This window comes from Rhodococcus sp. 05-340-2 (genome assembly GCF_002258915.1).
GTDB lineage: Bacteria > Actinomycetota > Actinomycetes > Mycobacteriales > Mycobacteriaceae > Rhodococcoides.
In genome coordinates, this window is the sequence record NZ_NOYU01000005.1 from 1 (window position 1) to 19987 (window position 19987).

Sequence of the window (19987 nt, forward strand, 5' to 3'; positions counted from 1 at the left end):
CGCTCACCCCCTCCCCAAGTCCACTCGATGTGACATTGACCCCCGAAAAGGCCACCGAATGTCACATTGAGTACCCACCAACGGGAACAATGGTGACGGAACACGGGAATCGATTGTCGACTTTGGGAGCAGCAATGACCGCGCTGGATGCAGTACGACGACGTTGGCCGAAGACGATGCCGTTGCAGCCGCTGCCGTCGGAGTCGTGGGCCAAGCAGGAGCCCACCTGGAAGGGTGCGAATCCGCAGGTCATCGAGTCTGCTTTGAAGCGTGCGAAGACACGGACCTCCGGCAACTGGTTCGTGTTCGCTGCCAGTCGCGACGTCAAGGCCGACAAGCCGTTCGGCCGTTATGTGGGCACCACGGAATTGGTGGCCTGGCGTGACTCTGCAGGCAAGGTCCACATCGGTCCTGGTGCGTGCCCGCATCTCGGTGCAGCGTTGGACACCGCGAAGATCGAGTGCGACACGCTGGTCTGCCGCTGGCACGGTCTCGCGCTCGGGCCGAAGGGCAAGCCCGGTTGGCGTCCGGTTCCCGCATTCGACGACGGGGTTCTGGTGTGGGTTCGGCTCGACGAGCTCGGCGGTGAGGAGCCGACGCCCGTGCCCGTGGTCCCGATCCGACCGCCTGCCTCGACCGCCATCGCCGGTGTGGTCACTCTCGTCGGCAAGTGCGAGCCCGACGACATCATCGCCAATCGACTCGACCCGTGGCACGGCGCGTGGTTCCACCCGTACTCGTTCGCTCGGCTGAAGGTGGTCAGCGCGCCGACCGAGATCGATGTACCCGAGGAAGACGATCGCTTTCTGGTCGACGTGACCTTCCGCGTCAGTCGCGGCATCGGAGTTCCGGTGCGGGCCGAGTTCGTCTGCCCCGGTCCCCGCACCATCGTCATGCGCATCCTCGACGGCGAAGGAGCGGGAAGCGTCGTCGAAACGCATGCGACGCCTCTGGCCCCCGCAGCCGACGGCACGCCCCGCACCGCCGTCATCGAGGCCACGATCGCGAGTTCGGATCGTCCGGGATTCCAGATGGCGCGCAAGGCATCCGGTCTCCTGCGGCCGGCGATGAACTTCACCGCTGCACGGTTGTGGAAGGACGATCTCGACTACGCCGAGCGACGCTACGAGTTGCGTTCGCAGGGCCGGGCCTGATCTAGCCTTCGACGAACTCGGCGAGTTGTGCGATGACGGTGCCCCAGCCGTCGTGGAAACCGTACTCCTCATGCATCTTTCGGTCTTCTTCGTTGCGGTGCATCACGTGGGCGTGGTACTCGGTTCCGTCGGGGTGGTCGGAGATGGTGATCACAGCGGTCATGAACAGCTGCGGCGCCGGCCGCCACCCTTCGACGAGCGAGTTGGTGAACACGATGCGCTCACCGTCGTCGACGGCCAGGAAGCAGCCGTCGATATGGGGCTCGTAGGGACCGCCGGATTCGCTCATCGAGGTCCGGAATGCGCCACCGGGCTTCGGATCCCAACCGTCGACGCGACACAGCGCAGGCGCGGGAATCCACCATTTCTCGAACTTCGACGGGTCGGTCCACGCACTCCAGACTGCTGCGCGTGGAGCCTTGATGACTCGGGAGATGGTCAGATCCAGAGCCGGATCGATCGATGTCATTGCGGTTCACTTTCATTCGAGGTATGGGTGACGAAGTCTTCGAGGCGATCCGTCCGGGATTCCCAGACGGCCCGTTGTTCCTGCAGCCAGTGACCGGCAGCATCCAGGTTGGATCGCTCGATCGTGCAGGCACGTACCCGGCCGACCTTGCGCGTACGGATCCAGCCACTGCGCTCGAGCAGATGAATGTGTTTCATGAACGACGGCAGAGTCATGTCGAACGGTTCGGCAAGCTCGCCCACGGTGGCCGGTCCGGATCCCAACCGGCTCAACACAGCCCGCCGGGTCGGGTCGGCCAGTGCCTGAAACACATCGTCGAGAACAGTCGAATACTGAGCCATAAGGCACACTATCTCGCAGGCAATACTAAGCGCAAGAGCTAAGTATGTGAACAAGCTGCTGCGATCACGACCCCTACTGCGCCGCAGCACTATTGGACCTGAAAAAATTCTGAGAACCTTCGAGAAACCTCTTGGCACTCTCGGGGTCGGAGTGCTAATTTCTGTTCTGCACAGTTGAGGAGCGACTCACCACAGGGGTGAGCGCATCTGGGTACAGGAGGTGGTTGCTGTGCTTCGTTTCGATCCGTTCCGTGATGTCGATTCCCTCACGTCGGCAATGCTGGGTGCCTCTTCCGGTTCGGACCGCGCCCCGCGATTCATGCCGATGGACCTCTACAAAGTCGACGACCACTACGTGCTCAGTGCCGATCTACCCGGCATCGACCCCGGATCCATCGATGTCGACGTCGACCGCGGTACGTTGACGCTCACCGCTCATCGATCCGCCCCGGAAAGCACTGGTGTGCAGTGGATTACCTCGGAGCGATTCGCCGGCACGTTCCGTCGCCAGGTCTCTCTCGGTGACGGCGTCGATACCGAGCGCATCTCCGCCGCGTACGACAACGGCGTTCTGTCCATCACCATTCCCCTGGCCGAACGCGCGAAACCGCGCAAGATCGACATCACACACGCCGAGCAGAAGTCCATCGAACACGAGACGGCCTGAATCGAACCGACCACGACACGGCAGTGGGGGTGATGCACTATGCAATCCGAGGCGGTGATGTGGACGGAATCGACCGACCGTGAGCGCTGGTGGCGCACGGTGGTGGGCGTCGAGACGAGCATGAGGGAATGCTCGACGGCAGATGTGCTCGATCAGTGTCGAGCCGAGCCTCTCGACGACGATCTCTACCCGCACACACAGCACGCAGCCTGACGAGAAGGGCCGGCACCGAACACTCGGTGCCGGCCCTTTTCATCGGAAGATCTACAGGGACAACGAAAAGAACGCACTCGATGGATCCACCACGTAGTCCGCGAACGGCGGGCACTCGGCGAATCCGTGTCGCACATACAACCTGCGGGCGGCGGCGAAGTAGTCCTGAGTTCCCGTTTCGAGGCTCACCCGCCCGTACCCGCGTCGACGCGCGTCGTCGAGAACATGAACGAGCAGACTCGACGCCACACCGCGGCCCCGCGCCGCCCCCGTGGTCCGCATCGACTTCAGCTCACCATGATCGGGTGAAAGCTCCTTCAAGGCAACGATTCCCAGCAGTGCGTCCGCCTCCCAGGCAGTCCACACGGTGACGTCCGATCCGCGCAAGCCCGACAGATCGAGGGCGTGCACACTCTCGGCAGGCGAGGTGGCGTGCATGTCCGCGAGATGCTCGGTGAGCAGCGCATGCACGTGCGGACGCGACAGATCGTCGACCTCGATCCGCATGCCCGAACTCACCTGTTCATGAGCCTCTCGATGGCGTCGAACATCTTGAATCGTCCACTCGTCGGAACTGTTTCGATGTCGTGACCGGTGATGCCCCAGCTCGCCAACAGTGTGTTCGCCGCCTGCAGCCCGGTGGTGGCTGCACGTTCCATGAGCGCGACCGGCAGATCGATACGGATGCCGTCGCCCGCCAGTACCAGTGCGGGTTCGGGAGTACGGACGGTCGGCCGCTCGGCGAACGCACCGAGGCCGAACATCGGGCAGTCGTCGCGCCACTCGGATCGCTCGGCAATCACCTCTGCAGCAGCGGTTTCCGGATAGATCTCGTGCATCCGATCCATCAGCTGCTGCCGGGTGACCTCCTCGGAGTCCTCGGCGGCGTAGGCGTGCAGTTCGACGACGGAGCCACCGGTGCGGGCAGCCCACTGCGCGGCCTCGTCCTCGAATCGTTCGAGCACGCTGATGTTGTCGATCGGGGGCATGCCTCCGGTGCCGATGAAGGCGGGGCGGTCGGCGTTGACGGCCTTGCTCAACCAGACTCGGTGAACCAGGAAGGGCGGTGTGTTCTGCAGCGCCGCAACCTGTTTGCGCCAATCGGGCGTACCCAGCTCGGGTGACTGCTCGATCACTCGCTGCAATCCGGCGATGTCGGTGGCGAGCACCACCGCGTCGGCGTCGATGATGCCGCCTGCGTCGACGCGGAACTTTCGCAACCCACCGCGGCTGATCTCGCCGCACGGAGTGGACGTTCTGATGTCGACTCCGAGCCCGGTGAGATACTCCCCCAGCGGGTCCCACAGAGCCTGCGGATACGGGTCACGTGGAACGTCGAAGATCAGGCCCTCGGAGGAGCCGAGGAAGTAGATGTGGAACATCATGGCCAGCTCGGCGGCAGACATCTTCTCGGGATCGGCGAAGAAGCTTCGGGAGAACACGCCGAACGCCAGGTGCCGCGCTGCCTCGGGAAAGTTGATGTTGCGCAGAAACTCTGCGGCCGGAGTGGTATCCAGCTCGTCGAACGTCTTCGGCACACTCACCGTCATCAACGGCAGTGCCGCGATGCCGTTGAGGTCGGTGAGGTCCTTCCACCGGAACGTCGGGCTGCGCTTGACGAACGCGAATGCATTGAGTGGCGGCGTATCGGGCAGGCCTTTGAATCCGTCGATCCGGCCGTCGCCATCGATCAGCGGGTAATCATCGACTGGGCGCAACCGCGCCAACTCGGGGTCCGTGCGACGCAACAGGTTTCGGAGGTTGTAGTACTGCCGAAAGAACGCGTGGAAGCCGCGGCTCATGGTGGCGGGCGAGCCGTCCTCGAGCGTCGTGTCCCAGCCGCCGACGCGGCCACCGAGGTAGCTTTCGCGTTCGACCACGTGCACCTTCACGCCGCGCTCGGCCAGTGCGGTCGCAGCACTCAGGCCCGCGATACCACCGCCGACCACCACCACGTGCGGGACGTCCGCCAGCTGACCGGCATCGGAATATCCCTGCGCCGCAGCATGGGTGACCTTCTTGGAGTCGGTCAACGCTCTTCCTCCGTGGGACGAGAGCCGAGGAACGTGTGCACCACACCGTTCTGCCAACCGGTCATGGTCTCTCTGGCTACGCCGGTGTAGCCGGCTCGCTGCATCCGACGCATGAAGGCCGAGGCACCGTCGAAGGTCACGACACTGCGCCACAGGTGCCGGTACAGGGTGGCGTCGCGCGTCGCCAGCCAGCCCAGCGGAATGATGATGCCCCAGCTCACCACGTTCCAGGAGATCCTGGCCCGTAGCGAATCGTGCACCGAGTACTCGTGGAACGCGATGGTCGAGCCCGGACGCAGCAGTGACAGAAGCGATTTGAGCTCCGTGTCGGGGGCGTCCACATTCCGGATGAGGTAGGCGGCGAGAATCGCGTCGAACGGACCGTCCACCCCGTTGATCGCCAGATCTTCGACGCGTGAGTGCACGAACGTCACGTTCGACGGCCAGTCCTTGCTCCGTGCGACCTCGAGCATCTCGGCGGACGCGTCGGCGGCGACGATCTCGGCGTGCGGCGCGGCTTCGAGCAGCGCTGCCGTGGATGCGCCGGTGCCGCAACCGATGTCGAGCAGACGCAGACCGGAACCGAGGTTCGGGATCCGTAGGCGCTTGGCCGACTTGAGCAGGTGTTCGTGGTAACCGGGGTTCGCTCCGACGAGTCGGTCGTACGCCTTGGCGCCGACATCGAATGCTCCGGGAACTTCGTTGCGCGGCAGTCCGCCCTTACCGACCTTCACAGTGCCTCTTCCTTGCTCACGCGGGCCGAGGGCCCACCCTGGACCGATACGACATCACCGTGCTGCAACTGCCGTCCGCGCCGCACATCCACGTCTCCGTTGACGCTCACCAGTCCGTCGGCGATGACGCCCTTCGCCTCGGCACCGGATTCGATGAGGTTGGCGAGCTTGAGGAACTGACCCAGTCTGATCGATTCGTCGCGGATGGGGACATCGTGTGCGTCGGACATGTCTCCATCCTGTACTAGCGAGCCGTTCGCTGCTACCAACCGGTCACATCGACGAACGGAACCGGCGCAACCGCAGGCTGTTGCTCACCACGAACACCGAGGACAACGCCATCGCGGCACCGGCGAGCATAGGGTTGAGCAGGCCCGCAGCGGCCAGCGGCACGGCAGCGACGTTGTAGGCGAAGGCCCAGAACAGGTTGCCCTTGATCGTGCTCAGCGTGCGTCGGGAGAGCCGGATGGCGTCGCCCACTGCCCGCAGATCACCGCGCACCAACGTCAGGTCGCTGGCCTCGATCGCCACATCGGTGCCGGTACCCATCGCAAGCCCCAGATCGGCCGTGGCCAGCGCGGCCGCGTCGTTGATGCCGTCGCCGACCATCGCCACGACCTTGCCCGACGCCTGCAACTCGCGGACGGCATCGACCTTGCCCGTCGGCAACACGCCTGCGATGACCTGGTCGATTCCCACCTCGGCGGCGATCGTGCGCGCAGCGGCCTCGTTGTCTCCGGTGAGCATGACGGGAGTCAGTCCGAGTGCCCGTAGTTCCGCGACGGCCTGCTTCGACGTCGGCTTGACCGAGTCGGAGACCACCAGCACTCCGCGAGCCCTGCCGTCCCAGCCGAGCGCGACGGCGGTGCGGCCCTGACGTTCCGCGGTCTCGAATGCATCGGCCAGTTCCGACGGCAGCGGCATCGACCAGTCGGCCAGCAGTGAACGACGGCCGATCACCGCAGCGCGACCGTCCACGACACCCTGCACTCCGAGGCCGTCGAGGCTGGTGAATTCCTCGACGCTCATGGACTGTGCCGAACCCGCGATGGCGCGGGCGATGGGGTGCTCCGAACCCGACTCCAATGACGCCGCCACGGCACGGACCACGTCCTCGTCCTCGCCGTCGGCCACGTGCACCGACTGCAGGGTCATCTCCCCGGTCGTGACGGTGCCGGTCTTGTCGAGGACGACGGTATCGACCCGGCGCGTGGATTCGAGGATCTCCGGGCCCTTGATCAGGATGCCGAGCTGCGCCGCCCGTCCGGTGCCGACCATCAGTGCGGTGGGGGTGGCCAATCCGAGCGCGCACGGGCACGCGATGATGAGCACCGCGACTGCAGCGGTGAACGCACCGGCTGCGGAACTGCCTGCACCGAGCCAGAATCCGAGTGTCGCGACCGAGATCGCGATGACGATCGGCACGAAGATCCCGGAGATGCGATCGGCCAAGCGCTGCGCCTGCGCCTTGCCGGTCTGGGCGTCCTCGACGGCCTTCGCCATCTGGGCGAGCTGAGTGTCGGCACCGATTCGCTGTGCTCGCACGGTGATTCGGCCGCCCACGTTGAGCGTCGCACCGACCACGGCGTCGCCGACGCCGACTTCCTCGGGCACGGATTCGCCGGTCAGCATCGATCGGTCGACGGCCGAGGATCCACTCTCGACGGTGCCGTCGGTGGCCACCTTCTCGCCAGGACGAACGACGAACACATCGCCGACGGCCAACTGCTCGATCGGAATCTGCTGTTCCTTATCGTCTTTCAGTACAGCAACTGTCTTGGCACCGAGGTCCATCAGGGCGCGCAACGCCGCACCGGCCTGGCGCTTGGATCGACTCTCGAACCATCGTCCGGCCAGAATGAAAGTGGTCACGCCCGCCGCGGCCTCGAGATAGATGTTGCTCGCCCCGTCCATTCGAGCGATCGTGAACTCGAACGGATGCGTCATGCCGGGCGTGCCTGCGGTACCGAAGAACAGTGCGTACAGCGACCACCCCAACGCCGCGAGGGTGCCCATGCTGACGAGGGTGTCCATGGTCGAGGTGCCGTGCCGCAGGTTGGTCCATGCGGCACGGTGGAACGGCAGCGCGCCCCACACGACCACGGGTGCGGCGAGGGTCAACGACAACCACTGCCAGTTGGTGAACTGCAACGCTGGAATCATCGCCATTGCGATCACCGGCACGCTGAGCACCGCCGAGACGATCAATCGCTGCTTCAGTGGGTCGGTCGGAAGCTCGTCGGCCGGTTCGGCCGCGGGCAGAGTGGCGGTGTAGCCGGCCGCCTCGACGGCCGCGATGAGGTCTTCGGTGGCCACGCCGTCACTGGTGACGCGCGCCTTCTCGGTGGCGTAGTTGACCGTCGCCGATACCCCGTCGAGCTTGTTGAGCTTGCGTTCGATGCGGTTGGCGCACGAAGCGCAGGTCATGCCGCCCAAGATCAGTTCGGTTTCCTGGCTCATGCCTGTCCCTCCTGTACCTCGATGGTGAATTCGGCTGTGTGCACGACGCCCCCGTGCTGGAAGTCCAGATAGAGCGCGTACGTCCCCGCGGTCGGCGCGGAGACGGTGAAGTCGACCGTCGGCCCCGGTGGCCCGTCCTCGGGGTGAACGTGCAGGTAGGCGAGGTCGTCGGCGCGTAGGGCCACCAGGTGTCCGTAGGCACCGAGGTACGGCTCGAGGTCGGTGACCTCGCGACCGTCCTGCTCGATCGTCAGGGAAACGGTGGAGTTCGTCCCCGCGGTGACCGCACCGGCGAGCGTCACGTCGTAACCGTCGACCCTCGATGTCACATTCGGTGTACTCAGGGGCTGCGGCCGATAGTCGCCGGGAACGGTGAGCTCCGCTCCCAGGGTGATGTTCTCGCCACCGGCCGGGGTGAAGTCGGCGAACAGACGATAAGGCCCGGGCCGGGTGAGATCGAGAGCCGTCGACCATGTTCCCGACGCGTTGCGCGTCGGATGTACGTGCTGGAACTCGGTCAGATCGCGCCGAACGACGATGAGGTGCAGTTCCTCGGTGTGCATGACGTCGTAGTCGATCAGCGCCGCCCCGTCCGGTCCGCTGATCGTGAAGGCGACCGGTACCTCGGGCCCGGACTCGGTGACGGAACGATCGAGAGACAGTGTGTAGCCGTCCTGGGTGGCCTGCAGCCCGGCAGGCACTGCGGCCGGGGCGGCCGTCTCGTCGTGCGCGTCGTGGCCGGTGTGTGACGCGGCTGCGGTCGCCTGGGCGTCGGGTCCGATCTTGTCCCCGACGAACAGCGCCGCCAGGAACAGGAACGCGATCCCGACGACAAATCCGACGAGTTTGGTGGGTGCGTCGAGTTCCTGCCGTTCCGAGTTCACAGCACTACCCTACCCCCCCAGGGTATCTAGGCGGTAGTTCCGAGTGCCAACTTGTAGCCGACGTGGGAGTCGACGAAGCCGAGACGGCTGTAGAAGCGATGGGCGTCCGTCCGACTGGCGTCGGACGTCAACTGCACCAGAGCACACCCACGCCGCTCGGCTTCCGCGATCGCCCACCTGATCAGCGCACCGCCGAGTCCCCGGCCACGCCACCGCGCGTGCACCCGAACCGCTTCGATCTGCGCCCGCAGTGCGCCTCCTCGTGCCAGCCCGGGAACGAGGGTCAACTGCAGCGTTGCCACCACCGCGTCACCGTGCACCACCACTACCTGCAGGTTTCGGGGATCCGAGTAGATGTCCTCGAACGCAGCGCGATACCGATCCATGTCGTCGGCGGACTCCCGCGTGACACCCAGCGGGTCGTCGACCAGCAAGGCCACGATCGATTCCAGGTCCGACGCCACCGCCTCACGCACAACGCACGTCGACCCGTCGGGCAGGTCGAATTCCATCGATGTCATTTGGGGTCGAAATGCCATGCGTACGACGGTAAATGACGCGGTTTGTAACGCGAACGACCCGACCGACGAAATCCCGGGTAACCCACTGGCAACTGCAGTCGGGAAAATCGGTTCGGGCCGTGAGCGATGGGGATCGAAAACATGAATGTTGGCAAGTCGAAGCGTGCGCGCGTTGCGTTGAGCGCGTTCGCGATCGGAGCCCTCGGTGCCGGAGTAGTCGTCGCCGCACCGTGGTCGACTCCGTCCACGACCACCGAAGCATCGATCGAACTGGTCTCGACGGCCACCTGCTACGACATGGTGAGCATCGCGATCGGCGGCCGCGGCGACACCCCGCGTGAGGGCGTCAAGTGGCTCACCACCCCCGAGGGCGAGCGGCTCCCCGCAGCGATGTCCGGTGACTACTCCAGCGACTGGATCGACCAGGCCGTGCGCGCCCCCAACAACGGCAACGTGGTTCCGGACTCCTACGCCGCGGTGTACGTCGAGTACCCGGCCGACCTGGCGAGCTACGAGAACGCCGTGCAGACCGGCGTCACCAACTCGCAGACCATCATGAGGACGATCTCGGCGTCCTGCCCCGACACCAGATTCGCCATCGTCGGCTACAGCGAGGGCGCAGACGTTGCCCGCCGCACCGCGATGGAGGTCGGCAACCAGGTTGTGTCCGCCGACGGCACCTACGGAATCGTCGACCCCAACCAGGTCGTCGGTGTCGTCATCTTCGCCGACGCAGGCCGCGTCGCCGGGGAGGGCCCGTTCCCCGGAGCCGAGAACCCGTTCGGTAACCCGGACGGCTTCGACACCCAGTACCAGAACGGCAACAACGCGGTCTCCGGCCAGGGCGCACTCCCCGGTACGTCCGGCGGATTCGGCGCACTCGACGGCCGAGTGGCGTCCTTCTGCTCCGACGGCGACCTCACCTGCGCACTTCCCGCCAACACGTCACTGATTCACCTGGCCGCCAACGTCGGTCGCCAGGTCAACGCCGACGCGCTGCAGAACGAGAACCTCACTCCCGCCACCGGTGCAGATCTCGCACTGGCCCTGGGACGCATCGCAGTCAACGCCTTCAACGAGATCGCATCGCAGCCCAACTGGATGCAGAGCGACGAGACGTTCCTCGACGTGCTGATCAAGGTCTCCGAGCCCGACTACAAGCCCGGCTCAGTGACGACCCCCGTCTCGGCGAAGGTCGACGGCGAACAGGAGCCGATCGAGACCGGTCAGATGGTCGACCTGGTGTACCTGCCGCAGAAGATCTTCAAGGAGATCACCGGCTTCATCTCCTCGAACCAGAACACGATCCCCGTGGTGATGAACGACCCGTACGGCCTCACCCTGGCACCCGGATCGGGACACCACTTCGACTACTGGCGCGACGCCGATGCCGCCAACGGCAAGCCGCTGACCTCGGTGCAGTACGCCGCGGCATGGCTGACCGAACTGGCGGAGGAAGCCAACCGGGGCGAGCCGGTGAAGACCAAGGCAGTCCAGGAGAAGGCCGGACGCGCAGCGATCGAAACGATCGTCGCACCGGTGACCACGTCGGCAACGGCAACTCCGAAGGCCACGACGACCGCCCCGGCAACCTCGACCCCCGTCGTGACGACCACCGTTCCGGCTGCACCCGCACCCGTCACCACCGCCGAGACGCCGGCACCCGCCGTCGTCACGACGACCCCCGAGTGCACGATCCCCGTCGAGGGTGAGACGCCGGTCGAGGGAGCACCGCCGGTCTGCGTCACCGCGACCGACACGGCTGCCGAGACAGCTCCGGAGACCGTCGTTCCGACCACGACGACGGCAGTCCCGGCACCCTAGGTGAACGGAACTTCGTAGCCCGCTACGAGGTTCCACTCACGACGGCAGGCCTGCGCATCAGAAGCGCGCAGGCACCCGTCACCACTGCTACGACCACAAGCCCGGCCACCGACAGCATCAGGTGGTCGGGCTCGCTTGTGCGCGAGATGACCGATTCGTCCATGGACAACGACGGTTCGTAGCTCGCGGAATACACCACGACCGGCAGAGTCATGGTGAACAGCGCAGGCAGCGAGAGCGCCAGAGAGCCCGGCGACGTCGCGAGAGCCGACACCACCACGTACGCGGCGACCAACGGCAGGGCGAATTCCGATCCCGTCGGCACCTCGGCATAGCCCCCGATCACGCCCGCAACGGCGATGACGAACAGCCCGCCCAGCCCGATGTACAGCTGCGGCCAGCGGTAGCCGAGGCCCGCTCCGACGATCAGCAGACCCACGCTCAGAGCCAACTGCGCACTGTCACCGGCAGCGAAGCCGAACGAGCCGATCCCAGCCGACGATGACGCGAACAAGACCAGCAGCAGCCGTCCGTCGCGCCCGGGCAGAAGGAACGACGCCACCAGCGCGACGGCCGTCATACCGGCAAGTGCACCGAGCCAGACGGCATCCCCACTGTCGTGGCCGCCGGCGAACCAACTCAGAACACCGGCAGCCACAGGCAGCGGAAGGCCGACCAGCAGAGTCCGCCGGGTCTCGTACGGCTGTAGTTCTTGATTGCGGTACGCCAGGAACAGTGCGATCGCCGCGGCCGAGGCCACGATCACCATGACGATCGCCCGCTCCGGAACCACTGCGTCCTCGGCACCGACGACATCCCACACGAACACGGGACCGTCGTCGGCTTGCAGCAGGGCATCGAGCGCTTTACCGAGAAGACCGGCTCCGACAGCGGCGACGACCAGCGATGCCTGCGCACCGCGATGTCGCCCCGCCAGCAGGGCGGACGCGCCGAGCAGTGCACCTGCTCCCACTGCGCCGGCCCAGTCTCCAAACATTCCGGTCACCATGCCGACTGTCCGGAACACGACGACCAGTACTGCTCCGATCGCCACGACGAGCACACCCCGTGCACTCGAACGCGCGAGCACGACGCTCACCAGGCAGGCGGTCAGTGCGAGGACAGTGAGCCCGTTGACGATCGTTGCCGGTGAACCGAATTCGGCCGTGCTGCTCAGCAGGGAGTCGAGCGGTCGGACATCACTGATCGCATAGCCGACGACGAAGCCGGCGAGGATCATCGACAGTACTTTCATACTGCCGATCATGCCGTCAGCCGAACTTCACTCCCTGCGCCAGGGGCAGTTCGTTGGAGTAGTTGACCGTGTTCGTGGCCCGCCGCATGTAGGCCTTCCATGCGTCCGAACCGGATTCGCGGCCCCCACCGGTTTCCTTCTCGCCGCCGAAGGCTCCGCCGATCTCGGCGCCGGAGGGTCCGATGTTGACGTTGGCGATGCCGCAGTCCGAGCCGGCAGCGGACAGGAAGCGCTCCGCCTCACGCAGGTCGGTGGTGAAGATCGACGACGAAAGACCCTGCGGCACATCGTTGTGCAGTGCGATGGCCTCGTCGAGGGTCTCGTACGTCAGCACGTACATGATGGGCGCGAACGTCTCGTGCTTGACGATGTCGGTCTGCGCGGGCATCGTCACGATAGCGGGCTGAACGTAGAACGAGTACTCGTCGACCACGTTCACTCGCTCGCCGCCGACCACGACCGTTCCGCCGTCGGACACCGCAGCCTCGAGAGCCTTCTGATACCCCGCGAACGCACCGGCATCGATGAGCGGACCCACCAGAGTGTCACTGGCCAAGGGAGATCCGATCGAGAGCGTCTCGTAGGCCGCGACCAGCTTGCCGACCAACTCGTCCGCGACGGAGGAATGCACGATGACGCGTCGGAGCGAGGTGCACCGCTGCCCTGCCGTCCCGGCGGCCGAGAACACCAGACCACGCGTGGTCAGATCGAGATCGGCCGACGGCGTCACGATCGCTGCGTTGTTTCCGCCGAGTTCGAGCAACACTCGCCCGAATCGCTCGGCGACACGAGGTGCGACGGCACGGCCCATCCTCGTCGAGCCGGTCGCCGAGACCAACGCAACCCGCGAATCGTCCACCAGCGCTTCGCCTGACGCGCGATCACCGATCACCAGCTGCGCGATCTTGGGGTCCACTCCGGCTGCGGCGGCGGCGCGCTCGAACAGCGCCTGCACTCCGACGGCCGTCAGCGGAGTCTTCTCCGACGGCTTCCAGATGACCGTGTCTCCCGCGACGAGAGCGAGAGCGGTGTTCCAACTCCACACCGCAACAGGGAAATTGAACGCGGTGATGACGCCTACGACACCGAGCGGATGCCACTGCTCCATCATGCGATGCCCTGGCCGTTCGGTGGCGATCGTGTTGCCGTACAGCTGACGCGAGAGTCCGACGGCGAAGTCGCAGATGTCGATCATCTCCTGCACCTCACCGAGGCCCTCGGAGACGATCTTTCCGGCCTCGATGGACACCAGCGCGCCCAGATCCTCCTTGTGTACGCGCAGCAGTTCACCGAGTTCCCGGATCACCTGACCACGTACGGGAGCCGGCACCTGCGACCACGACACGAACGCGGTGCGAGCGTCGGCGACGACGGTCTCGACATCGGCCGCCGAGGCCGACGCCAGCGACGCCAGGTTCCCACCGGTGATCGGCGAGCGCGCGATGATCGCGTCCGGTCCCGCGGGGGCGTCGAGCGCGATCGTGGCACCCAGCCGGTCGAGGATCGCGCGAGTGCGCACACTCAACTCGTCGTGGGTGATGGATGCAGACATGCGCGTACACCTTCCGTGAAGAGAACCGAACTGTCGGAGATGAGCCTACCGATGACGGTCACAACCGTATAATTTCCTGTCATATGGACTTGCTTACGGAATTTTAACGCGTATGTTCGACCACATGACGCAAGTATTACAGCGCACAGGCGCGACCATCGACGCCTCGACGGTCCGCGAGGTGATCGGCGAGCACCTACTGGCCGACGGTTTCGAGCTGGTTCTCGACCTCGACGCCTCGACCGGCTCCACACTGGTCGACGCCAGGGACGGCACCCGCTACCTCGACCTGTTCACGTTCTTCGCGTCCAACGCGCTGGGCATGAACCATCCCGCCCTGATCGACGACCCGGAGTTTCGGGCCGATCTGATGCAGGCGGCGATGAACAAGCCGAGCAACTCCGACATCTACACCGTGCCCATGGCCCGATTCGTCGACACGTTCGCGCGGGTCCTCGGTGACGCTCGCCTGCCCCACCTGTTCTTCGTGGAGGGCGGCGCATTGGCGGTGGAGAACGCGTTGAAGGTGGCGTTCGACTGGAAGTCACGCTGGAACGAAAGTCATGGTCTCGACCCGTCACTGGGCTCCCAGGTGATGCACTTCGAGCATGCGTTCCACGGGCGCTCGGGCTACACGATGTCGCTCACCAACACCGATCCGAACAAGGTTGCCCGCTTCCCGAAATTCGATTGGCCGCGCATCCCGTCCCCGTTCATCCGATCCGACGCGAACATGGACGAACTCGAGGACGCATCGTTGGCGGCGGCTCGGGTGGCGTTCGAGGCGAATCCGCACGACATTGCCTGTGCCATCATCGAACCCATCCAGGGCGAGGGTGGAGATCACCACTTCCGGCCTCGCTTCCTGCAGAAGCTGCGCGAGCTCTGTCACGAGTTCGACGCACTGTTCGTGATGGACGAAGTGCAGACCGGAGCTGGAATGACCGGCACCGCATGGGCATTCCAGCAGCTCGACGTCGTCCCCGATGTTGTCGCCTTCGGTAAGAAGGTTCAGGTCTGCGGGGTCATGGCCGGCGGTCGCGTCGACGACATCGACGACAACGTCTTCGCTGTCAGCTCCCGCATCAACTCCACGTGGGGTGGGAACCTCACCGACATGGTGCGGTCGCGTCGAATCCTGGAGGTCGTCGAGGCCGAGAAGCTCATCTCTCGTGCCGGTGAGCTCGGAGCTGTACTGCTGAACCGGTTGCAAGAGTTGGCAACTCGACACACGGTTGTATCCGAGGTCCGTGGCCGCGGTCTGATGTGCGCCTTCTCCCTACCCGACGCCTCCACCCGCGACCGCGTGATCGAGCTGTTGCGTACCGAGGAACGTGTACTGGCGCTCGGCTGCGGCGATGCGGCAGTGCGATTCCGACCTGCACTGACCATCACCGAAGCCGAACTGACACAGGCAGTCGACTCCATCGACCGGGTGCTGAGCATGCTCCAGCGCTCGGGGGAATGTCCGGCCTGAGCTACAACAGCATTCGTGCCGCGCCCGCTGCCACGGCGTCGGCCGCTCGCTGGAGTGCTGCAGAGGACAGCGACCATTGCTGCCAATAGAGCAGCACATCGTCGATTCCGTGGTCGTCGAAGCACTTCAGCGAGTCGCGGGCCTGCAGATCGGGGATCATGCCCCAGCCGAAGCCGAGGTCGACAGCCCGCGCGTAGTCGGCAGAAGCCGGTACCAAGTGCCGCGGCGGCTCGTGCGGTTCGATACCCAAACGCTGTAAGTAGTTGTCCTGCAACCGGTCGTCGGAATCGAACACGACCACCGGAGCGGAGCGCAAAGCCTCTGCCGTCACTCCCGCGGCGAACCATCGCTCGATGAACTCCGGGGTGGCCGACGGCCGGTAGCGCATCGCGCCGAGGCGTCGGACGGTACAGCCACGAACCGGCTCGGCCACTGATGTTATTGCGGCGGAGACGATCCCGTCGTGCAGCAACTGCGCGGTGCGGTCCTGATCCTGTCGATGCAGATCGAAGGTGGTGTTGCGCGCCAGTGGAGCGAGCGCGGGCAACACCCAGGTCGCCATCGAATCCGCATTGACGGCAAGCGAAAGGGGCGCAGCAACGCCGTCGTCACCCAGTTCTGCCCGAGTCTGCTCGGTGAGAGTGTCGATCTGACGCGCCAGACGCAGCACTGCGACGCCCGACTGGGTTGCCACCACCGGCTTGCTTCGCTGAACCAGAGTCCGACCGAGCGACTGTTCCAGTGACTTGATGCGCTGGCTCACCGCGGACGGCGTTACGTGCAGCGTGCGGGCCGCGGCCTCGAACGTTCCGCCGTCGACCACTGCTCGCAGCGCTCTGAGCTGCTCGATCTCCATCAGATGAAGCTACGCTAATCATTCCTCAAGTACATTCGCTGGACCTAACGGTGGTGCCCTCCTAACGTTGCCGGCATGACCTCGCTCGCCGCCGCACAATCGACCCTCACCGGATTGGGCGTCGGACTCTCCCTGATTGTCGCCATCGGAGCTCAGAACGCATTCGTACTACGTAAGGGCCTCCAACGCGCCCACGTACTGCCGGTGGTGGCAGTGTGCGCGTTGTCCGACGCGGTTCTCATCCTGGCCGGGGTGGCAGGAATCGGCGTTCTCGTCGACCGGTTTCCTGTCGCTCTACGCGTCGTGACCGTCCTCGGTGCACTGTTTCTGCTCGTCTACGGACTGATGGCACTGAACCGTGCCCGAAGGCCGTCCGCCATGACCGCGGAGGCGCACGGTGGCGGTTCGCTGATCGCCGCTGTCGCCACGTGCCTGGCTCTGACCTGGCTCAACCCTCACGTCTACCTCGATACTGTGGTGTTCCTCGGGTCGATCGGGAACCGTCAGCCGGGTGACCTGCGGTGGTGGTTCGCCGCCGGCGCGATGCTGGGCAGCGTGCTGTGGTTCACCGCCCTGGGATACGGATCGCGGGTGCTCAGTCCACTGTTCGCGAGGCCGGCGGCGTGGCGAGTACTCGACCTCGGGATCGGCATCATGATGCTGACACTGGCGGCGCTGCTGGTGCTCGGCTGAGTCACGACACCTGACGTCCCAGCACTTGATCCGCGGCACAACGAGTGATCTGATAGTCGCGAAAGACCGACCGCACGGTCTGACAACCCTGGAGGATTTCCCGTGCCGTACTTCGGCCTGCTGATCATGCTGCTGTCGATCTTCTGTTTGATCGACGTCATCACCGCCGACGACTCCGGCATCCGCCATCTTCCGAAAATGGTGTGGCTGCTGCTCGTCATCGTTCTGCCGCTCGCCGGATCGATTGCGTGGCTCGTCGTCGGCCGACCCGAGAACGGCGGCATCTGGGGTGGCAGCGGCGTGCCTCGTACCTCGTCGGCCTACCCCGAATACGACGCACGACCCGGACGCGCCGTTGCCCAATCGCAGGAGAGCGACGAGGAATTCCTGCGCCGTTGCCGCGCCCGAGCCGAGGAACAGCGCCGCATCGCCCGCGAGCAGCGCAGGAACGACTGAGCCAACATCGCTCAGTGTCCACAATTTTCGTCTGCGGACGGTTTTCCGCCTGCGAGCCGAATTGTGGACACTCAGCTCACTACCCGACGACCAGAGATGCAATGGCCAAGCTGACGACGTTTCCCGAACCGAACTCCGCCCTCTCCGATCCCGCCGACCTGTTTCGCGAATACCTGCGCTTCTATCGCGGCGAGTTGGTTCGGCGAATCACGGCCCTGAGCGGCGATTCCCTGACCACCACAGCCGTTCCCTCGGAGTGGACCCCACTGCAGATGCTGACCCATCTGGTGCACATGGAGCAGCGCTGGTTCGTCTGGGGATTCCTCGGCCGCGCAGTCGACGCACCGTGGGGAGACCAGAAGGACGGGTCGTGGCATGTGCCCTCCGATGTGGACGCCGACACCCTGCTGCGCAGACTCGCAGACGGTGCCCGCCTCACCGACGAGGTACTGAGCTCACATCGAATGGACGAATCGGCCAGCCTGGGTGGACGATTCACCGACGAGCAGCCGACGCTGATCTGGATCTGCTTCCACGTGCTCCAGGAATACGCACGCCATCTCGGTCATCTCGACATCGCTGTCGAACTGGCCGGCGGACCGACCGGCGAAGAACCCGAGAGCTGACGCCTCAGACGTTCGCGTACAGATCGACGGTGGTGCCGTCGGGGTCGTGCACGACGGCATAACGCTGTCCCCAGAACGCATCCCAGGGCTGCAGGTGGCCGGTGTACCCCGCCGCGGTCACCGCTGCCCACGCCGCGTCGACCCCGTCGGGCGTCCCGCAATCGAAGGCAAGGGCGACGCGGTGTCCCCCGCTGGGCGGCGTCCACGTCGGATCGAACGAGGTGATGGTCGACGGCAGGTCGAACAACAGGCGAACGCCGCCGAGGTCGACCTCCACATGCTGCTCGGAATCGGCCTCGGCCGGAATGTCCAGTCCCAGAACGCGGTAGAACGCCAGAGCCGAGGCCATGTCGGCGACGACGATTTCGATTCCTGCGAGGCGAGGGTTCACGGGAAGAAGGCTAGACCGGTCAGCCCCAGTTCGCGGCATTCGTCAGACAGAACGGATGCCCGGACGGGTCGAGCAGCACGCGCCAGGTCTCGCCCGGCTGGTCCTCGGGCAGCGTCGCACCCAGCTCCACTGCCGCACTCGCCGCTGCGTCGAGGTCTTCGACCGCGAGATCGAAGTGAAACTGCTTGCTGCCGTTGGCATTGGGCCAGACGGGAGGCCGATAGTCGTCGATGCGACCGAATCCGAGCGCACTGCTGGGCCCCTGCAGCATCGCGTATTCCCTCTCCGCATGGACGACGCTCCAGCCCAACAGCGACGACCAGAACGTGGCGCTGACCTCGGGGTCTGCGCAGTCCAGGGTGACCATCTTCAGGGTGGCAACGGGTGTCTCGGTCATGGTGTTCTCCTCCTCGTGTCGGACCAGACTCCTACACTGACGCGCGTGCCGGATAGGAAAAACGCGACAGCCACGCAGTCCGGCGTCCTGCGACCGGATCAGTTGGCGCAGCATGTCGACCTGGTTCGGCTGCCGTGTGCCCCGTCCCTCGAACCATGGGTCGAGAACTACTGGCAGCTGCGCTGGGATCTGCCGTCCGGTGTCTCCTATCGCAGCTCGACGCTCCCACACCCGGCCTGCACGCTGAGCGTCGAACACGGTTGGAGCCGCGAAGGCGTCGTCGATCCGGTCGTCGTGACGGGGGTGCTCACGCGCCGCTTCGACGTCGTCCTCGCCGAGTCCGGGTGGGTCTTCGGCGTCAAGTTCCGGCCCGGCGGCTACGCGAGTTTCACCGGAACCGTGGCACGAACCCTGCGCGACGTCTCGGTCGCGCCACCGACCCCGTTCCGGTCCGAGACCGTCGCTGCACTGGCCGAGCTGGGAGGACATCTGGATGCCGACCACTGCCGAACCGTCGTCGACTCGGTTCTCGCGCCCTACGCCGGTGACGTGGAACCGGAGTACGAGACCGTCCTGGACATCATCGCGGCGATGCTGCGCGACCGGACGCTGGTTCGCGTCGCACAGGTGGAACAGCGGTGCGGCATCGGCACTCGTCGATTGCAGCGGCTGTTCGAGCGTTATGTCGGCGCGACGCCCAAGTGGGTACTCGGGCGATATCGGATTCACGACGCCCTCAGCGAGCTCGACAGCGGCTACTCGGGTCCGCTGGCAGACCTGGCCGCGCGATACGGCTGGTTCGACCAGGCTCACTTCACTCGGGAGTTCACCGAACTGGTCGGAATGCCGCCGAGCGCCTACCAACCCTGAGTAACGCCTTCGTCACGCAATGCGACTTTTGCCGATTCGTTTGGCACAGTATCCCGCGGTGCTCGACAAGCATCGTGGTGGGGAACAGCAGCACAGAGGAAGAGTGGGCTTCAA

The 19987-nt window shown here is 65.3% G+C and carries 23 protein-coding genes; 9 read left to right on the forward strand and 14 right to left on the reverse strand.

Features of this window, described 5'->3' with window-relative positions; translation table 11 throughout:
- The first annotated feature begins 134 nt into the window (after positions 1 to 134).
- Entirely contained in the window at positions 135 to 1154 is a 1020-nt protein-coding gene (locus CH271_RS00630) for a DUF5914 domain-containing protein (protein WP_037195433.1), read from the forward strand.
- 1 nt (position 1155) lies between these two features.
- On the opposite strand, the gene CH271_RS00635 is transcribed toward CH271_RS00630, so the two are convergent.
- Positions 1156 to 1623 carry an SRPBCC family protein gene (locus CH271_RS00635; RefSeq protein WP_094632065.1) on the reverse strand — a complete coding sequence of 156 codons (468 nt, stop codon included), beginning with the start codon at positions 1621 to 1623 and terminating at the stop codon, positions 1156 to 1158.
- Positions 1620 to 1964: an ArsR/SmtB family transcription factor gene (locus CH271_RS00640; protein WP_037195431.1), complete on the reverse strand. Its 345-nt coding sequence runs from the start codon at positions 1962 to 1964 to the stop codon at positions 1620 to 1622. The genes CH271_RS00635 and CH271_RS00640 overlap by 4 nt, the downstream gene beginning before the upstream one ends.
- Before the next feature lie 229 nt (positions 1965 to 2193).
- On the opposite strand from CH271_RS00640, the gene CH271_RS00645 reads away from it, so the two are divergent.
- Positions 2194 to 2631: an Hsp20/alpha crystallin family protein gene (locus tag CH271_RS00645; protein WP_094632239.1), complete on the forward strand. Its 438-nt coding sequence runs from the start codon at positions 2194 to 2196 to the stop codon at positions 2629 to 2631.
- Between the two features lie 39 nt (positions 2632 to 2670).
- A complete protein-coding gene (locus CH271_RS28645) occupies positions 2671 to 2844 on the forward strand; it encodes a hypothetical protein (protein WP_179274765.1) in 174 nt (57 codons plus the stop codon).
- 51 nt (positions 2845 to 2895) lie between these two features.
- On the opposite strand, the gene CH271_RS00650 is transcribed toward CH271_RS28645, so the two are convergent.
- Genes CH271_RS00650 through CH271_RS00680 form a run of 7 tightly spaced genes read right to left on the reverse strand, consistent with a single transcriptional unit; the run spans position 2896 to position 9494 of the window.
- Complete coding sequence (locus CH271_RS00650; protein WP_094632241.1) at positions 2896 to 3351, reverse strand: GNAT family N-acetyltransferase; 456 nt, start codon at positions 3349 to 3351, stop codon at positions 2896 to 2898.
- Positions 3352 to 3359: 8 nt separating this feature from the next.
- On the reverse strand, positions 3360 to 4877 hold the full coding sequence (locus CH271_RS00655) for an NAD(P)/FAD-dependent oxidoreductase (RefSeq protein WP_094632067.1): 1518 nt from the start codon (positions 4875 to 4877) through the stop codon (positions 3360 to 3362).
- The gene (locus tag CH271_RS00660) at positions 4874 to 5611 is read right to left on the reverse strand and encodes a class I SAM-dependent methyltransferase (protein ID WP_037195427.1); all 738 of its coding nucleotides are present in this window, start codon (positions 5609 to 5611) and stop codon (positions 4874 to 4876) included. The genes CH271_RS00655 and CH271_RS00660 overlap by 4 nt, the downstream gene beginning before the upstream one ends.
- Positions 5608 to 5841, reverse strand: coding sequence for an RNA-binding S4 domain-containing protein (locus tag CH271_RS00665; RefSeq protein WP_032397061.1), 234 nt, complete (start codon positions 5839 to 5841; stop codon positions 5608 to 5610). Before CH271_RS00665 ends, CH271_RS00660 begins: the two co-directional genes overlap by 4 nt.
- Positions 5842 to 5884: 43 nt before the next feature.
- Positions 5885 to 8071, reverse strand: a complete 2187-nt coding sequence (locus tag CH271_RS00670) for a heavy metal translocating P-type ATPase (RefSeq protein ID WP_094632069.1) — start codon at positions 8069 to 8071, stop codon at positions 5885 to 5887.
- Positions 8068 to 8955, reverse strand: a complete 888-nt coding sequence (locus CH271_RS00675) for a hypothetical protein (RefSeq protein WP_094632071.1) — start codon at positions 8953 to 8955, stop codon at positions 8068 to 8070. Before CH271_RS00675 ends, CH271_RS00670 begins: the two co-directional genes overlap by 4 nt.
- A 26-nt stretch (positions 8956 to 8981) precedes the next feature.
- On the reverse strand, positions 8982 to 9494 hold the full coding sequence (locus CH271_RS00680; protein WP_256986109.1) for a GNAT family N-acetyltransferase: 513 nt from the start codon (positions 9492 to 9494) through the stop codon (positions 8982 to 8984).
- A 108-nt stretch (positions 9495 to 9602) separates the two neighbouring features.
- Between CH271_RS00680 and CH271_RS00685 the strand changes: the two genes are divergently transcribed.
- The gene (locus CH271_RS00685) at positions 9603 to 11300 is read left to right on the forward strand and encodes a cutinase family protein (protein ID WP_037195421.1); all 1698 of its coding nucleotides are present in this window, start codon (positions 9603 to 9605) and stop codon (positions 11298 to 11300) included.
- Between the two features lie 22 nt (positions 11301 to 11322).
- Here the strand turns inward: CH271_RS00685 and CH271_RS00690 are convergent, their stop codons facing one another.
- A complete protein-coding gene (locus CH271_RS00690; RefSeq protein WP_143545984.1) occupies positions 11323 to 12555 on the reverse strand; it encodes a hypothetical protein in 1233 nt (410 codons plus the stop codon).
- A 16-nt stretch (positions 12556 to 12571) separates the two neighbouring features.
- A complete protein-coding gene (amaB, locus tag CH271_RS00695; protein WP_094632077.1) occupies positions 12572 to 14107 on the reverse strand; it encodes an L-piperidine-6-carboxylate dehydrogenase in 1536 nt (511 codons plus the stop codon).
- A gap of 124 nt (positions 14108 to 14231) precedes the next feature.
- On the opposite strand from amaB, the gene lat reads away from it, so the two are divergent.
- Positions 14232 to 15584, forward strand: a complete 1353-nt coding sequence (gene lat / locus CH271_RS00700; protein WP_094632243.1) for an L-lysine 6-transaminase — start codon at positions 14232 to 14234, stop codon at positions 15582 to 15584.
- A 1-nt stretch (position 15585) separates the two neighbouring features.
- Here lat and CH271_RS00705 read toward each other — a convergent pair whose 3' ends face one another.
- Positions 15586 to 16440 (reverse strand): LysR family transcriptional regulator ArgP, encoded by an 855-nt coding sequence (locus CH271_RS00705; RefSeq protein ID WP_179274766.1) that lies wholly within the window; start codon positions 16438 to 16440, stop codon positions 15586 to 15588.
- Positions 16441 to 16515: 75 nt separating this feature from the next.
- Here CH271_RS00705 and CH271_RS00710 point away from each other — a divergent pair, with 75 nt between their 5' ends.
- From CH271_RS00710 to CH271_RS00720, 3 genes are all read left to right on the forward strand, one after another.
- Positions 16516 to 17133, forward strand: a complete 618-nt coding sequence (locus CH271_RS00710; protein ID WP_094632081.1) for a LysE/ArgO family amino acid transporter — start codon at positions 16516 to 16518, stop codon at positions 17131 to 17133.
- Between the two features lie 102 nt (positions 17134 to 17235).
- Positions 17236 to 17589, forward strand: coding sequence for a PLD nuclease N-terminal domain-containing protein (locus CH271_RS00715; RefSeq protein ID WP_037195407.1), 354 nt, complete (start codon positions 17236 to 17238; stop codon positions 17587 to 17589).
- A 101-nt stretch (positions 17590 to 17690) separates the two neighbouring features.
- Positions 17691 to 18215: a mycothiol transferase gene (locus CH271_RS00720; RefSeq protein ID WP_094632083.1), complete on the forward strand. Its 525-nt coding sequence runs from the start codon at positions 17691 to 17693 to the stop codon at positions 18213 to 18215.
- Between the two features lie 4 nt (positions 18216 to 18219).
- Here CH271_RS00720 and CH271_RS00725 read toward each other — a convergent pair whose 3' ends face one another.
- Positions 18220 to 18645 (reverse strand): VOC family protein, encoded by a 426-nt coding sequence (locus tag CH271_RS00725; RefSeq protein WP_179274767.1) that lies wholly within the window; start codon positions 18643 to 18645, stop codon positions 18220 to 18222.
- Positions 18626 to 19003, reverse strand: coding sequence for a VOC family protein (locus CH271_RS00730; protein ID WP_094632087.1), 378 nt, complete (start codon positions 19001 to 19003; stop codon positions 18626 to 18628). The genes CH271_RS00725 and CH271_RS00730 overlap by 20 nt, the downstream gene beginning before the upstream one ends.
- A gap of 45 nt (positions 19004 to 19048) precedes the next feature.
- On the opposite strand from CH271_RS00730, the gene CH271_RS00735 reads away from it, so the two are divergent.
- Positions 19049 to 19873 carry a helix-turn-helix transcriptional regulator gene (locus CH271_RS00735; RefSeq protein ID WP_256986112.1) on the forward strand — a complete coding sequence of 275 codons (825 nt, stop codon included), beginning with the start codon at positions 19049 to 19051 and terminating at the stop codon, positions 19871 to 19873.
- Positions 19874 to 19987 lie beyond the last annotated feature (114 nt).